Origin of the sequence: Sulfuricaulis sp., assembly GCF_040901545.1 — a bacterium.
GTDB lineage: Bacteria > Pseudomonadota > Gammaproteobacteria > Acidiferrobacterales > Sulfurifustaceae > Sulfuricaulis.
Genome location: NZ_JBBDYL010000024.1, coordinates 41,669 through 56,495 on the forward strand (window position 1 = coordinate 41,669; position 14,827 = coordinate 56,495).

Sequence of the window (14,827 nt, forward strand, 5' to 3'; positions counted from 1 at the left end):
GGCTATCCCGGGTTCGCAGAAGTTTTAACCTGGAATTCAATGTACGGCGGTTCCATCTGTTTCGCATCCGGCGCCGGGCGATTCATCTGAAAGACGTTGAACACAATTCCGGCAAGCGGTTTTTCGGCGGAGAGTTTTTGCATATAACGTGGAATCAATTCCGGCGATGTACTGCGACCGCTCAGTATCATCTGTTCCGCCGCGCCGGTGATATCGACACCCGTCAGCCATATGCCGTGGATATGCTGACGGGCAAAGGAAATAAAATAATCCGAAAAACCGAGGGTGTTGCTGAAAACGCCGCTCTGCAGTGCGGCCTGGATCCGCTGCCTGGAAACAATTTCGCTTTCCAAGCGGGCGACCTCTATATCGAGCGGGCTCTGCTTGCCTCCCTGGCCGAATTTATCCGTGACCTCGGCGAGGCGCTTGGATGCGGACGCCTGGTTTTGCTCGACCCGTTTTAGCTCTTTTTTCAATTCGCCGTTCTGCCACCAGGAGTAACCGTAAATGGCGATGACACCGATCGCCACAATTCCCACCGCTTGCAGCATGGCCACGGTGGAAAATTTCTTTTCCTCCCTGCGGAATATCGGCTGATAAAGATTGATCTGCTGGCTCACAGCGCGCGCTCCTCGAGTCGCAGCGCCGCGCCGAGCGTGCTTAAGCACACCGGTTGCTGTTCACGCGGAATGGGGGTGCGGCATTCCACAAGATTCATCAAATCCATGGTGAGCACGGTGACATTAAGGTTGGTTTGGAGAAAATCCACCAATCCCGGTATTTCGACGGACATCGGCGTTAGCGCCAACGTGTTGACGGGAGATTGATGGAAGTGGCTGTCGTAGTAATCCAGCGACCGCTGCACCTCGAGCGATACCCGGTCAAACAGGCTCGTGGGGTCCAGCAACTGCACGTCGGCATCGAGCTGCTGCAGCGAATCGAGCCCGATATCGATATTGCGGCTGAGATAAATCTCCGATTGCTTGCTGATGGTAATCAAACCGCTGCTCGGAAACAGAGACAACAGCACAACGCCTTTAGCTTCTTCCGATAACAGGGTGGCGAGATTGCGCTGGGCCATTTCGGGGATATCGATCACATCGAGATTGATTCCGGCGGCGCTCATCAGGTCCGCGCGCTTTTGGATGGCGGCGCTGCGCGCCGCGACGGCATACATCGAACGCGAGCGGCCCGCCGCTTTGTCGCCCGGAACGTCGAAAACATCGAGCGTGGCGTCATTGATGTGGAAATCGATCAGGTCTTTCACGCGCCAGCGGATGGCGGAGCGCAACTCATCGGGCGGAACATCCGGCGCGTCCGTCAGCAGTAGGGTATATTCGTTCGGATTCAAAACGGTGGTGCAACGCGAGCGCCCCAGGTCGTAATCGGAAGCCATCTTGCCGAGGACTTTCTCCTCACCCTGATCGCCCCACGGCCGGAAATCGAACAGCGTCACCGCCGGCAGGCGTCCCGGCGCGCGCTCGACGCGCACCACGCAGGCACCTTCCGACTGCAGCCCCACCCCGGTCAGCCCGGGGAGCATTTTCTTTTTCAGGAACGGAAACAGAAAAAATCTCCTTATACCGATTCATTCCATCAACATGCCGTGCAAAAAATTGGCCAGACCTCCCGCCATCAACCTTATTCCTTTATTTTCTGAGGTTTAACTTAAGAATCGGTCAACAACCCCCTGTTGTCAATGCGGTTTCCCTCATTAAAACCAGGCCAAAAAGCAGCCTACATGCGATCTTTGCCGTAATCGACACTCGACTTTTTTTGTCGGGTCCACAAACGATCCAGCCGGAGGAAATCAGTCACATTTGCGCACGAAACAACCGGATTTGCAGCTCACCGTGGACAGCGAGAACGTCTTGACAGGCTCGACCGGAAGTTAAGCGCAAGCAAGGATGCCAACCGGAAGCGGAACGGGCACGGACGTTTCGGTGCCGAGACATACATCGAAAACTCAACGGAATACCTCGAACCAGTCGTATACCACCAGCGCCCCCAGACGGTCGGCCGCCACCACCACGCGCTCCTTGACCGGATTACCCACGGTGGGTCCACCCCATACGGTGGTCTCGCCCGACCAGGCCGGGCCGCCACCGATTGATTGCAAGGCGGTAATGAAACGATTGCTCGCGCCTGAATCGCGATAAATACCGGCAAAGAGATTGCCACTTACGGGTTGCGCGGCGAGTTGCGCCAGCGCCGCACGGTCGCCGAAACTGGTGATGCTTCCCCAGGCGCTTCCGTCCTACAGGCGCCGCTTGGTGGAGCGCCCCGCGACCCGTCCACCCCACATCAGCCAGGCCTGACCGGCGCGGACCGCGGAGGTTTCAAACACGATGTCGAAGTTGCGGTCGTTGCCGTCTTCGGTATTCGCATCGTGCTCGGGATGATCGGTCCATCCGTCGCCCGGCGGCCCGGACCACATCGCGGTATTCAGATCCCGCCCTCCATTCATTACGCCCGACACGATCTGTTCCGAATACGGATCCCTGACCACCCGCAGCCACGTCACCCTGCCGCCCAGCGCCGCGACGTCGCGGAATTGCGGCGCGCTCAGCGCCAATCCCGTCCAGACTCGGTGATATATCCGGCGGTTGGTGTTACTCCCCCAGACGAACAGGGCGCGGCCACTTGTGCTCTCCCACACCGTGCCGATAGGCCTGAAATTGGAGTCGGCCGCATCGGTATCCCACGCTACACCACTACCCATGTTGCTCCAGACGGCGCCCGTCCAGCGCATACCATAAACATCGTTGTTCCGGTCCAGCATGATGACCGCCAATTCGTTGCTGGTGCTATGGGGATTGGCCGCGGTTTCGATCCATCTCGGCTTGGCGCCCAACGGAATGTTTACGGTGGTCTGAGATGACAGCGTGGCGCCGTCCCAGGTGCGGTAGGCGAACCGGCTGTTGGTATTGTCGTTGTACACAATCACGGCCCGATCGCTGTTAGTCTCGTAATCGATATCGAAACCACGATACAGATTGTCATTGTTGGCCGTGACGGTCGCGATGAGCTGCGGCGCGCCCCAGGTCAGGGTATCGCCGTTCCAGACCTGGACCCGAATCTGCCCGGAGGAATTCATGCTACCGAGGATCGCCTCGTTGCGCGTGCGCGCGAATTTCAATACCAGCCAATGGATATCGGCCCCGACGTTGTTGGCTGTCGCCTCCGTCCCCCAGGCGCCAGCAACGCGGTCCCACAAGCGGTAGTACGGCACGCCATCGCCGTTATTCTTCGCATAAACGATCATGGCGCTGCCGCCGCCGACACTGGATGTCGTGGCCCGCTCCACGATACGCCGGCTATCGCCACTCGTGCCCGTGGCGCGGATCAGACATTGATTCTGGAAAACCGCTGCACCCGTAGAATGGGATGCGGCGGCCGAGCCGCCGACCCCGCGCCGGGCGCCCGTGAAGCAGGCGTCGATGCCGCCACAGACGGCGGTATTCGTCGAGGTGCCCGTGTAGTTGATGGCCTCGGCGTCGATTGTAATACGCCCATGTGCTGCGTAACCGGCAACGCTGTTCACCGGGATCATGGTCACGGTGTTGCGATATTCGCGGCCAGGTTCACCGCCGCGGGCGCGAACAGGGTTCCCATCGTCGAAAAACTTCCCGGGCCGATGTTCCCGGTATAACTCAGCGAGGCACACGCCGTCCCCGTGGTGAACCCGCGCAACGCACGCTCCAGGCCTGATTCGGCAACGAACAGCGCCTGCCCGGACCGGGAATGTTCGACGCTGGATTCGTCCCCGGTGACGCCCATAAACACCATGACAGTCAGCAGCAGGACCGCGATCACGATCAGCACCACCGAGGTAATCAATAGAAACCCCCGCTGTGCTTTGATGTGAATCATGGAAAAGTTGGCGTGAGTCATCTTTGATAAATTTCGCGCCAGGCCGCCTTGGTATCCCGGCGCGCCCCGATGATATGGATCGCCGTGAGGTCCTGATTGATGTTCAACCCGCTGTTCTGGACGGACCAGGCGTTTCCGTCCCAATGGAGCATCAACGGCCGCTGACCGCCGCCCCCGGCTGCACCCACGGCCCAGCAGTCGTTGCTGGCGACGCAATGAACGCCGAACAGGTCCACGTTGATGTTGAGATTGCTGTTGTTGGTCGCCCAGGCGGCGCCGTTCCAATGAAGAATGAATGGACTCTGGGCCGCGCCGGCCCCGTCGGTGCCCACGGCCCAGCAGTCGTCGGTGGCGACGCAGTGGACGTCGCTCATGTCCTCGTTGATGTTGAGATTGCTGTTGCGCGTGGCCCAGGCGGTGCCGTCCCAGTACAGGATCAGCGGACGTTGCGCCGCCCCGGCGCCGGCCTCCCCCACGGCCCAGCAGTCGTTGCTGGCGACGCAATGAACGCCGAACAGGTCCACGTTGATGTTGAGATTGCTGTTGTTGGTCGCCCAGGCGGCGCCGTTCCAATGAAGAATGAATGGACTCTGGGCCGCGCCGGCCCCGTCGGTGCCCACGGCCCAGCAGTCGTCGGTGGCGACGCAGTGGACGTCGCTCATGTCCTCGTTGATGTTGAGATTGCTGTTGCGCGTGGCCCAGGCGGTGCCGTCCCAGTACAGGATCAGCGGACGTTGCGCCGCCCCGGCGCCGGCCTCCCCCACGGCCCAGCAGTCGTCGCTGTCGACGCAATGAACGCCGAACAGGTCCACGTTGATGTTGAGATTGCTGTTGCGCGTGGCCCAGGCCGTCCCATTCCAGTACAGAATCTGCGGACTCTGGGCCGGACCGGGGCCGTCGAGACCCACGGCCCAGCCATCGGCGTAGGACAACATGAAAACCCCTTGCAGATCGACGGTGACCGGCGATGCGGCGGCGGCCCAGGCCGGATTACCGGCGGGGCCCCCGGCCCAGCGCAGAATGGTGCCGTTCTCGCCCACGGCCCAGCCCTCTTGCAGCTGCACGCCCTGATTCACCACGCGATTGCCGCGGGCGTTGGCGGGATCGGGCACATTGCCCTCGGATTCGAGATCGCACTGATACTGGCCGACCGGCGAACCGGCGGCATGGGCGGCGGCGGCGGTACCGTCGCGTCCGCGCGCCGCGCCCACCAGGCAGGGCGCGCGCCCGGCACCGCCGCAGACGGCGTCGTCCACCGCTTCCACTTCGCTGTAGTCGATCGTCTCGCCGCCGATCAGGACGCGCCCGGCCGTGGCGTAGCCGGTGAGGCTGTTGACCGGGATGGTGCGGTCGGTGGCACTGATCGCGAGCTTCAGCGTCGTGGGCGCGGCGGGATAGGACGCTGCGCCGCCGGTGACGGTGAAACGGCCGTTACCGAAAACGACATCGGTCAGGTTCACATCACCGGTGACCGCCGTGCAATTGAGACGTTCACTGAGAACCGGTGACAGCAGAGCGCGTACGCCGCGTTCCAGGCCGGTATCGGCGATGAACAAGGCCTGTTTTGAATCCAGATGCCGTACGGATGCCTGATTGCCGGTCCCGGTTAAAAAAACCATGACACTCAGCACCAGCGCTGCAATGACGATTAGCACCACGGCCATGATCAACAGAAAACCACGTTGGTGTCGCGGGAGTTGCGGCGCGGCCACCCGGTGGTCCAGGAAATTTCCACGAGCCAGGCGCATCAGAAATTCCTCGGCCGCACGTTGGTGCGGAAACCGGAGTTATAGACACCGTCGGCCACGGTCATGTCCACCGTGATGTAATAAACGCTGGCGGTGACCGCCGTCGCCGCGCCGTTGCTGGCCCAATAGCTGAACGAAAGCGCGGTGATGTGATCGGCCAGCGAGTCACCGCCGCCGCAAGGATCGCCCGGTACACCGATATTGGGCGCTTGCGCGCTGCGCATGATGCGATTGGTCGGGGGATCGCGATAAAAGCAGACGCCGTTGCCGTCGGTATCGATGAACCGGACCTGTGCGGTTGAGGCAACGTCCAAGTCGGCGTCTGTGGCAGTCCTTACCGCGCGCAATTCGCGCGCGGCACGCTCCAGCGCCACCTTGGCCTGCCAGTCGGCCTCGGCAATTTCCTGCTTGGCACTGTAGGAACTGAAGACCTTCCCGAGCATGACGCTCCCCAGACTAAAAATAATTCCCACGATAATTATCACCAGCACCATCTCGATCAACGTGAAACCGTTTCCATGGCCGCATGCACGCCGTAACGATCCGCGATGAGATGTTGTACGCCAATCGATCCGTTGTCGGGCCATGTCAATAATTCGCCACCGCGGCCTGCAGTTCGGAGAGTCTCACGCCGCCGCCGTCGGTCACCGTGACCGTAATGCATTTATAATTTGTGTCCCCACCCAGGCAGACGCCGGTCTCGTCCAGTACCGGCGTTATCGTGAATCCGAAGGTTGTCGCCGCATTACAGGCCGGGTGGGTGGAGGCAGGCATCGCCGGACACGAACCTGCGAGCGCGGCGGCGGTGCAAGGATCGAAGCGCGTGCCGGTGAAACAGGCGAAACCCACGATATCCTTACGCGCCCGGATCAGTTCCATGCGTTCCTGCGCCAGCTGTAGCGCCAGCGTCACTTGTTTGGGTACGCCGCTGCCGCGCATGGCCACGCTGAATCCGCTCATGAGTCCGGACACCAGCACGCCCACGATAACGATGAAGGCAATCACCTCAATCAGCGTCAGGCCTCGTTGGCCTGACGCAATAATTCTTGATTTATATTTTTTAAGAACACTCATGGAACTATCACTCTTCCGGTTTGTGGAGAGATCATTACGGTGCGCGTATTGCCACCCGCGGTCAGCGTGATCGAGGCGGCAGCGGCCAGCGCCGTGCTCGCCGCCACGTCGGTGTACGGGACGCCCTTCCCGTCGAAGGCGACATAGTTGTTCGTCAATGGCGGGTTATAACCGCTCAGCGAGACATTGTTCATGGAAATAGGCGCCGATGATCCAGTAACCGGATGCACTACGGGGCCGCCCGAACTGGTCGTGATCTGATAGGCGGCCGCCGTGAGATTGATGCGATTGCCATTGCCGCTGGTCATGGCGAGCGACTGGGTAAAACGAATGTCGTTTGCCAGCTGTTCCGCCATGATACTGACATCGATGGAACCCTTGCTGAGATAGCGTGGAACCACGGTGAACGCGAGTATGGCCACAAGCACAATGATGACCACCAGCTCCATCAAGGTGAAGCCGCCGTAACGGGTAGACTGGATGCGAGAAATACACGCCATCTGTCACACCTGAAAAAAATGGGGCGCTGACCCCAGCCAGCGCCCCCATGCTTTTAGCGGTTTCACCGGGCTTACATCACAACCACTTTTGATTGGTTGCGCCGGGCTTTTAAAGCGACCATGCGATTGGTCACAGTTAGCTTCAAGAGAAAAACAGTCTTCAGTTTGCTCGATAATATTCCGACTCAACAACCGGTTGAGGTTACTGTCACCGTGCCCACGTTTGAATTGTACAAGGCCTGACAAGTGCTATTGCCGCCATTAGTTGGCCGGAAGGTAGAATCCGGTGAACCATGGGCGACGCTGTAACCGTCCAGACCCTGCATGGCGGCTTCGATACCCCCGGGTGCGTTGGTCGGAAAGCTTGAGGCATTCACAGCGACGCTTACCCCGTCCATGGTGATCGTGCCGCCACCGCTGCCGGCCACCAGCACTTGGGCCTTGGCAAGCGAGATCGCGCCACGCAGACCACCCGCCACCCCCTGAACGCTGGCGATGCGTGCGTCCGTGGCAATGTTGATGAACCGCGGCAGGGCCGTGGCCGCCAACAGACCGAGAATCACGATCACGATCACCAGCTCAATTAACGTGAATCCAGTTTGTTTCATCCGCATATAGACTCCCTAAAAAATTGCTTGCTCAACAACCAGTCGATGTAACGGTCACCACAGCTGTATTTGCGTTGTAGGAAGCCTGACAAGTGCCGTTGCCACCATTGCTGGGTTGGAAGGTGGAAGTTGATGAGGCATGGTTAATGTTGTAACCGTCAAGGCCCTGCATGGCGGCCTGGATTCCACCTGCTGCGGCCGTCGGAAAACCCGAGGCATTCACTGAAACTGAAACGCCGTCCATGGAGATCGTGCCGCCGCCGCTGCCACTGACCAGCACTTGGGCCCTGGCAAGCGAGGCCGCTGAGCGCAAACCCCCCGCGACGCCCTGAACGCTCGCGATGCGTGCGTCCGTGGCAATGTTGATGAACCGCGGCAGGGCCGTGGCCGCCAACAGACCGAGAATCACGATCACGATAACGAGTTCAATTAACGTAAAACCGCTTTGCTGTTTAGACATACTCTCTTTCTCCTGAAGTAAACCGAATTGCTCCACCCAAGTCAGCAGTGGACTGCTGCCTGTCACTTATCCACTTCTGCCGCGCTCAGTTGCGTAACCACGAATACGGTTCCACCGAACTGAGTCGCAAACCTTCAACTTTTTCTATTCCCTGATCGAATATTCCATTACCGTTAGTATCACTATAGACCAGCCTCACGCTGAATCGCGCCCGTGGAGGGTTGGACGCCCCGCCCTCGAAAAAACCCCTGTTTCGGACCAGATAAACGAGCGCTTTCTCGCGCTTGTCGAAATACCAATTACCGTCTTCGAGCTTCAATGGATCCACATCTTCCTTTTCGCCGAGGTAATTGCGCGGCACCTCAGCCAGCAGATCCATGGGATTGCTGCCCTCTAGGACTTTCAGCTCCGAAACCTTCGATTTCACAATACTTTCTGCAACCTTCATGCCAATTGCGCTTCTGAGTATCCCGGCCACCATTTCCATCGTCACCCGCTCCGCATCCACCTGCAGGGCCAGCAGGCGCGAAACAGCCAGCACCAGCAGCACCGAAATGATCACGATCACGATCACCAGCTCGAGCAGGGAAAAGCCGGCGTTAGCCTCGCTTGCGCCCCCCCGATCCCGTGGGCTACGGCCATGCCAACTCACGGGTAACCCCTTTCTGCAGCAGCAAGGCTGCTTAATAAATTACAGTAGGTTACGTTTCTAACCTTGTCCAGTTTCGCCATTTCGGCCATAACCTTTGAAATGGCTAGGATTTCCGTGCCACCTGGACCAGGTCCCACATCGGCAGGAACACACCCAGCGCCAGGATAAAAACCACGATGGAAAGAAATACGATTAATATCGGCTGAATCGCGGCACTCAGATTCTTGATGTCGTAATCCACCTCGCGTTCATAAAAATCGGATACGTTGAACATAAGCTCGTCCACCGATCCGGTTTCCTCGCCCACGGCGATCATCTGGATCACCAGAGGCGGGAACATGCCGGTGGCGGCAGCGGTCCGGGCGATGCTGTCACCGCGTTCAATGCCATCGCGCATTTGCACGATACGATCGCTGATATAATCGTTGTCCACCGCGCGACTGACCGTGGTCATGCCTTGCACCAGCGGGACGCCCGATTTCATCATCACCGCCAGCGCCCGGGCGAACCGTCCGAGTGTCGCCTTGTAAACAATCTTCCCGATAACGGGTATGCCCAGCTTTACTTTGTCCCAGCGATAGCGGCCCTCCGGGGTGCGAACGTAATAGCGCAGGGCAAAAAACGCGGAAATGACCGTAATCAAAATCATCTGCCAATAGGCGACGGTGAAATTCGACGAGGCAATTAGTATTTTCGTTGCCAATGGAAGCTCGATCTTGAACCCGGCATAAACCTTCGCGAACGTGGGAATAACAAAGAGATTGATAATGAATATCGCGATAAAAATAGCCGCCACTACAAAAGTCGGATAACGCGTCGCTGTTTTAATGCTGTCGCGAGTCTCCTTTTCGCGCTCGAGATACGTCGCGAGCTGCATGAACACTTCCTGCAAGCTTCCGGTGGTTTCACCGACCTGGATCATGTTCACGTACAGCGATGAAAATACCTTCGGGTGCCGCCGCATGGCGGCGGTGAGGTCCAGGCCGGTATCGAGACTTTCACTGATACTGATGATGACCTTCGCCATGGCCAGGTTTTGCGTGGAGTCGCGCAAGCCTCTTAAGGCCTGCATGATCGGAACGCCGGCCTTTAACAATGTGTACATTTGACGGCTGAAAAGAATGAGATCAACCATGGTAATCTGGGCGCTTTCCGCCCAGTGAGCCCGGATGGCGGCGAATACATCTGTCTGGCCTTTCGTCGAGGCAATGTCGATCGGGATGACGCCGCTATTCATCAATTGGGCCGCGACGGCATCCGGCGAAACGGCCTCAATATGTCCCCGGACCGCTTCACCGCGTTGATTACGCCCTTTGTACTGGAACAGCGGCAAGTTACTCCTCCAGGGTGTAGGTGGCGCGCACCACCTGATCCATGGTGGTCAATCCCTGGGCCGCCAGAATAATCGAGGCACGCCGCAACGACTGGTAACCCGGCTGCGCCTTCACGGCCGCGCCAAACTTCATGGGATCGCCCGTGTGCATGGCCTCGATTAAATTATTATCCATTTCCAGATATTCAAAGACGCCGATACGGCCCAGATATCCGGAACCGTTGCAGTGACTGCAGCCATGTCCGCGTTTGAATTTGAGCGAATCGGCCTTATCCCCGGCCTCGGCCCGGATAATCGCCATCTGCGCGGCGGGGAGTTCATAAGGCTCGGCACAGGATTCACAAATCCGCCGAACCAGCCGCTGAGATACGATGGCACGCAACGAGGCCGCGACCATGTACGGCTCCACACCCATGTCTATAAGACGGAGCGCGGTGGATATGGCGTCATTGGTGTGCAGGGTTGAAAGCACCAGGTGGCCGGTCATGGCCGCGCGCAAGCCGATTTCCGCGGTATCCTGGTCGCGCATTTCACCGATCAGAATGATATCCGGATCCTGGCGCAGCATGGAGCGCAACACCCGGGCAAAGGTCAACTCGATCCGGGTATTCACCTGCACCTGGTTGATGCCGGATAAGCGGTATTCCACCGGATCTTCAGCGGTCAGAATTTTGTATTCGGGACGGTTGAGTTCCTTGAGCGCCGCGTAAAGCGTCGTGGTTTTGCCGCTTCCGGTCGGGCCAGTAACCAGTACCATCCCGTTGGGGTTATGAATCATGCTGCGAAAGCGCGGCAGTACATTTTTCGGCATGCCGACCTGCTCCAGGCTCAGCACGCCGGCGAAGGGGTTAAGCAGACGCATCACCACGGACTCACCGTACTGAATCGGCATGGTCGAAATACGCACGTCTATGTTTTTTTCACGTATACGCACGTTGGTGCGGCCGTCTTGCGGCAGGCGTTTTTCGGAAATATCGAGACCTGCCATCAGCTTCACACGCGACACCAGCGCGCTCGCGATGCGGCGGTCAGCGACGGTTTGCACCCGCAATACCCCGTCCAGTCGAAAGCGGATGCGCAACTCCTTTTCGTCCGGCTCGATGTGAATGTCCGAGGCGTTCACCTGAATGGCATCTTCGAACAAGCTCTGCAACAGCTTGACCACCGGCGCGTCGGTAATACCCTCGGCCTCCGCCAACGCGGACAAATCCACGCTGCCTTGGGCGTTCAGCTCCTGTTGCAGTTCCTGCGCGAGATCGGTGATCTCGCTCGTGCGGCGGTAGACACGATCAATCGTCTTAAGCAATTCGGATTCCTTGACCACGGCAAACCGCAACGGGCGGCGAAGCACGCGCGACAACTCGTCATAGGCGAAAATATCGGTCGGATCGGCCATCCCCACGAGCAGGCTTTCGCGATTGTATTCCAGCGCAATGGCGCGAAAGCGCCGCGCATAGGTCTCCGGGATCATTCGGACAGTTTCGGGCTTATAGTTGTAACGGCGCAGATCGATGTATGGCACATTGAGTTGCTGCGAGAGAAACATCAGCAACTGATCCTCGGAGAGGAAGCCGTTTTCCACCAGCACGCGGCCGAGCTTGCGGCCGCTCTTTTTCTGGTCCGCCAGCGCCGTATCCAGCTGTTCCTGGGAAATGACCTTATTCGCAATCAGCAGGTCGCCGATGCGGATTTTTTTGGGCTTCATTTCGGTTATGGTTGCCATATCAATTCTCCACTGGATCGCCCCTCACTCCGGACATGAGAGGAACAATCTAATATCCTGAAAAGACTGAACTTACATTCAATATAGTCGATAAAAATGCAGCGCTCTGTGTTATCGAGACGCCAATCGGGTTACCTGGCCCTAGAAAAAGGGCGAGGCCCCATGGCGGAAACAGCTAGCAAATACCAAGCCATTTCCGCTTTGCTGAGAGGAGATATCGGTAATTGACCGAAAAACAGGGCTAGTAACCCCGCAAGTGATAACTGGCGGCTGACTGTTGTTCTAGATTGGCAACTTTATTTTCCAGAACCTTGGCTTGTTCATACTTTCCCGCTTCGCGCATCAGCTTGGCCGTAAGTGAATAGAATGGGATCAGATTTGGCATGGGGTGATACTCATATTTAACCCCCTCTTCGAGTGTCTGAAGTGCATTCTCCTTGTGACCTAATTGCAGCAACAACTCTGCGTAATCCAGCCTACTCAGAAAAAGTTTGGGGTTGAGCGATAGCGCCTGCCGGTAGGACTCGGTCGCGAGTTGTTGCCAAGTCTCTCCAGCCAGCACGGGATTTTGCTGATAAAGTCTGCCACGGATAACGTGGGTTAACGCTCTCAGAGGATTGGCCTGCTCGGCTCTGTTCAGAAATATTAGTGAGTCGCTGTAGAGCGATTTTCTTCCGCTGTTGCCTTCCGAGGGTAATAATGTTGCGGCATGTCGATAGAGGTCGGCATGCGCGATGAGCATGCGGTCATCCGACGGAGTAAGCCGTGTTGCGGTCGCCAGATTTCTATCGGCCTCCTGCAGCTTTCCTTCGCGCGCCTGTCGCAGCGCTTTATCATAAAAAGAGTTGGCCATCCCGAGCGCGATAAAATAGAAAATGGGCAGCAGCAGCAACAAAATCACAATGGCGGGATAGGCCTGCCTGCCCACGATCCGGGAAAAGCGAATTTGAATTGTGGACACTCTCAGCTTGCGGAGGGCGAGATCATGAAATCGGCCCATGAGCAGGCCAGAGATCATCATGATGGACAGAATATAGAGGTTAAAATCGACAATGCTGTGGCCCGCCACTGCGAGCAACCCACAGAACAGGCCGGACAGTTCTATTCGGAATGCTTTGTCGCTACTTGTCTTCGGCAGGGCGCGGACAAACAACCAGAAAGCAGTGAACAACGCCGAAATCAGCAACAACATTCCCGGAATACCGGCTTCTATCCAAATTTGGAGATAATCGTTGTGCGCGAAGAATCCGCCGGAATTGTCCACGGGATTCTGAAATGGTGGATAGGCCAAATAAAAAAGTCCCAAGCCAATCCCTTCCCAAGGAGCAGCCTTCAGCAGCTCCCAGGAGGATTCCCAGATCACCATCCGGCCGGTATCCTGAAACAGTTGCGGCATCCGCTCGCTGAGTTCCCCGTGTGAGATCTTGGTGGAAAAATACGCGGCCACTGTCAACAGCAGTAACAGCGCGATAGCTCGTTTCGATGCATAACGCAGTGTAAGGGCGACGAGAACACTCAAGGTTAAAATTAGGCTCATCGTGGCGCCACGGCTCGCGGCGGTGAAAATGGAATAAAACAAGATATACAAAACGGCGCCCAACAAAAAAGCGCGATAACGGGGTGTATTTTTCTGCTCGATCAATGACAGAAAATATGCTGATGCCGGAAGGGTCACAAGATTCAGGAATGCGGCGTGGGTGTTGCGTGTTTCAAAAACAGATCGGGCCTGCTGCTCCATAACAAGCACTTGATATATTCCCATGAGCGCTAAGACCAGCCCCAACACGAGCAAGATCGCCGCCGCGTGCGACCAGAGCATGTCCCGATCCGGTGTCAGGGTATACAACCAAAAAACCAGCATTAGACTGCCGATCCACCAGAAATTAAACACACTGATATTGGGCGCAAGGCTCCAGGTCAGCGATACTGCGAGCCATATCCAGAACAGCGTTAAACAAAGTGCCAGCGGGGTTTTGGGGATCGACAGGCCCGCTTCATAGGTTTGCAAAACGACCGTTCCCAGCCATATGACCAACAATACCTGGGTAATGGCAAAATATTCGAATTGCGGGCCTTTGAACAATAAGGCAGGTAACAGGGCACAGACAAATAACAGCGTACTGATCTGAACGGAGGGCATGCGGAAAGCATTTTTTCTGATCACCGCCATAATCCTCCTTGAATGACCGGTATCGGCACGTGCAGGTTACTTACATACTTATATACAATCTCCGCTGAAACACCAGACTGAACCCTCTTCATGGATAATGGAAAACCATGTTTCACGTCGTGCTCTTTCAGCCCGAGATTCCGCCCAATACCGGCAATATCATGCGCCTGTGCGCCAATACGGGATCGCGTCTGCACTTGATTGAACCGCTGGGCTTCTCGCTACAGGACAAAGAGCTGCGGCGGGCCGGTCTGGATTATCACGAATGGGTCGATGTGCGAACTTATACTGATCTAGAATCATTCACTCAGACTGTGCATCCACCGCGGATGCTGGCCTTCTCCACACGAGGAAGGCGACTCTACACAGAAATTGTATATAAGGATGAGGATGCCTTTGTCTTCGGGCCCGAGACGCGGGGATTACCCCAGAAATTATTTGATACTTTCCCGGAAGAACACTGCCTGCGTTTGCCACTTGAGCCCAATAACCGCAGTCTGAATCTCTCCAATACCGTCGCCATTGTCGTCTATGAAGCCTGGCGGCAACTTGGGTTCATTCAAGGAAGATAAAAGGATAATACGATGGCATCGTAGCCGATGCTATGGCTCTTGCTCCAAGAGAAAAGTTATATTTCAAGACTTGACCCTATTTACTCGCTCATTATGCTAGAAAGGTGTCCGTTG

16 protein-coding genes are annotated in these 14,827 nt (G+C 57.1%); 1 reads left to right on the top strand and 15 read right to left on the bottom strand.

Going from position 1 to position 14,827, the window contains the following annotated elements:
• Positions 1–2: 2 nt before the first annotated feature.
• The 15 genes from WD823_RS03910 to WD823_RS03980 all read right to left on the bottom strand — a co-directional run bounded on the left by WD823_RS03910 (position 3) and on the right by WD823_RS03980 (position 14,141).
• Positions 3–620 carry a hypothetical protein gene (locus WD823_RS03910; protein ID WP_368428175.1) on the bottom strand — a complete coding sequence of 206 codons (618 nt, stop codon included), beginning with the start codon at positions 618–620 and terminating at the stop codon, positions 3–5.
• Entirely contained in the window at positions 617–1,543 is a 927-nt protein-coding gene (locus tag WD823_RS03915; RefSeq protein WP_368428176.1) for an agglutinin biogenesis protein MshI, read from the bottom strand. Before WD823_RS03915 ends, WD823_RS03910 begins: the two co-directional genes overlap by 4 nt.
• Positions 1,544–1,966: 423 nt before the next feature.
• Positions 1,967–2,119, bottom strand: coding sequence for a hypothetical protein (locus WD823_RS03920; RefSeq protein WP_368428177.1), 153 nt, complete (start codon positions 2,117–2,119; stop codon positions 1,967–1,969).
• A 138-nt stretch (positions 2,120–2,257) separates the two neighbouring features.
• Positions 2,258–3,559 carry a hypothetical protein gene (locus WD823_RS03925; protein ID WP_368428178.1) on the bottom strand — a complete coding sequence of 434 codons (1,302 nt, stop codon included), beginning with the start codon at positions 3,557–3,559 and terminating at the stop codon, positions 2,258–2,260.
• Positions 3,556–3,873: a hypothetical protein gene (locus WD823_RS03930; RefSeq protein WP_368428179.1), complete on the bottom strand. Its 318-nt coding sequence runs from the start codon at positions 3,871–3,873 to the stop codon at positions 3,556–3,558. The genes WD823_RS03925 and WD823_RS03930 overlap by 4 nt, the downstream gene beginning before the upstream one ends.
• Before the next feature lie 17 nt (positions 3,874–3,890).
• A complete protein-coding gene (locus tag WD823_RS03935) occupies positions 3,891–5,621 on the bottom strand; it encodes a hypothetical protein (protein WP_368428180.1) in 1,731 nt (576 codons plus the stop codon).
• Positions 5,621–6,208, bottom strand: a complete 588-nt coding sequence (locus WD823_RS03940; RefSeq protein WP_368428181.1) for a prepilin-type N-terminal cleavage/methylation domain-containing protein — start codon at positions 6,206–6,208, stop codon at positions 5,621–5,623. The genes WD823_RS03935 and WD823_RS03940 overlap by 1 nt, the downstream gene beginning before the upstream one ends.
• Position 6,209: 1 nt before the next feature.
• Positions 6,210–6,695, bottom strand: coding sequence for a prepilin-type N-terminal cleavage/methylation domain-containing protein (locus WD823_RS03945; protein WP_368428182.1), 486 nt, complete (start codon positions 6,693–6,695; stop codon positions 6,210–6,212).
• Positions 6,692–7,195 carry a Tfp pilus assembly protein FimT/FimU gene (locus tag WD823_RS03950; protein ID WP_368428183.1) on the bottom strand — a complete coding sequence of 168 codons (504 nt, stop codon included), beginning with the start codon at positions 7,193–7,195 and terminating at the stop codon, positions 6,692–6,694. Before WD823_RS03950 ends, WD823_RS03945 begins: the two co-directional genes overlap by 4 nt.
• A 185-nt stretch (positions 7,196–7,380) precedes the next feature.
• Positions 7,381–7,803, bottom strand: coding sequence for a type II secretion system protein (locus tag WD823_RS03955; protein WP_368428184.1), 423 nt, complete (start codon positions 7,801–7,803; stop codon positions 7,381–7,383).
• Positions 7,804–7,834: 31 nt separating this feature from the next.
• A complete protein-coding gene (locus tag WD823_RS03960) occupies positions 7,835–8,263 on the bottom strand; it encodes a type II secretion system protein (protein ID WP_368428185.1) in 429 nt (142 codons plus the stop codon).
• 85 nt (positions 8,264–8,348) lie between these two features.
• On the bottom strand, positions 8,349–8,915 hold the full coding sequence (locus WD823_RS03965; RefSeq protein WP_368428186.1) for a prepilin-type N-terminal cleavage/methylation domain-containing protein: 567 nt from the start codon (positions 8,913–8,915) through the stop codon (positions 8,349–8,351).
• A 103-nt stretch (positions 8,916–9,018) separates the two neighbouring features.
• Positions 9,019–10,248: a type II secretion system F family protein gene (locus WD823_RS03970; RefSeq protein WP_368428187.1), complete on the bottom strand. Its 1,230-nt coding sequence runs from the start codon at positions 10,246–10,248 to the stop codon at positions 9,019–9,021.
• 1 nt (position 10,249) lies between these two features.
• Positions 10,250–11,971, bottom strand: coding sequence for a GspE/PulE family protein (locus WD823_RS03975; RefSeq protein ID WP_368428188.1), 1,722 nt, complete (start codon positions 11,969–11,971; stop codon positions 10,250–10,252).
• A gap of 241 nt (positions 11,972–12,212) precedes the next feature.
• Complete coding sequence (locus WD823_RS03980) at positions 12,213–14,141, bottom strand: O-antigen ligase family protein (RefSeq protein WP_368428189.1); 1,929 nt, start codon at positions 14,139–14,141, stop codon at positions 12,213–12,215.
• Between the two features lie 107 nt (positions 14,142–14,248).
• On the opposite strand from WD823_RS03980, the gene trmL reads away from it, so the two are divergent.
• The gene (trmL, locus tag WD823_RS03985; protein WP_368428190.1) at positions 14,249–14,713 is read left to right on the top strand and encodes a tRNA (uridine(34)/cytosine(34)/5-carboxymethylaminomethyluridine(34)-2'-O)-methyltransferase TrmL; all 465 of its coding nucleotides are present in this window, start codon (positions 14,249–14,251) and stop codon (positions 14,711–14,713) included.
• Positions 14,714–14,827 lie beyond the last annotated feature (114 nt).

Coding starts and splice junctions, on each gene's coding strand:
- WD823_RS03960 (WP_368428185.1), bottom strand. CDS start 8,263: ATGTCTAAACAGCAAAGCGGTTTTACGTTAATTGAACTCGTTATCGTG.
- trmL (WP_368428190.1), top strand. CDS start 14,249: ATGTTTCACGTCGTGCTCTTTCAGCCCGAGATTCCGCCCAATACCGGC.
- WD823_RS03955 (WP_368428184.1), bottom strand. CDS start 7,803: ATGAAACAAACTGGATTCACGTTAATTGAGCTGGTGATCGTGATCGTG.
- WD823_RS03945 (WP_368428182.1), bottom strand. CDS start 6,695: ATGAGTGTTCTTAAAAAATATAAATCAAGAATTATTGCGTCAGGCCAA.
- WD823_RS03975 (WP_368428188.1), bottom strand. CDS start 11,971: ATGGCAACCATAACCGAAATGAAGCCCAAAAAAATCCGCATCGGCGAC.
- WD823_RS03940 (WP_368428181.1), bottom strand. CDS start 6,208: ATGGCCCGACAACGGATCGATTGGCGTACAACATCTCATCGCGGATCG.
- WD823_RS03950 (WP_368428183.1), bottom strand. CDS start 7,195: ATGGCGTGTATTTCTCGCATCCAGTCTACCCGTTACGGCGGCTTCACC.
- WD823_RS03980 (WP_368428189.1), bottom strand. CDS start 14,141: ATGGCGGTGATCAGAAAAAATGCTTTCCGCATGCCCTCCGTTCAGATC.
- WD823_RS03930 (WP_368428179.1), bottom strand. CDS start 3,873: ATGATTCACATCAAAGCACAGCGGGGGTTTCTATTGATTACCTCGGTG.
- WD823_RS03915 (WP_368428176.1), bottom strand. CDS start 1,543: ATGCTCCCCGGGCTGACCGGGGTGGGGCTGCAGTCGGAAGGTGCCTGC.
- WD823_RS03935 (WP_368428180.1), bottom strand. CDS start 5,621: ATGCGCCTGGCTCGTGGAAATTTCCTGGACCACCGGGTGGCCGCGCCG.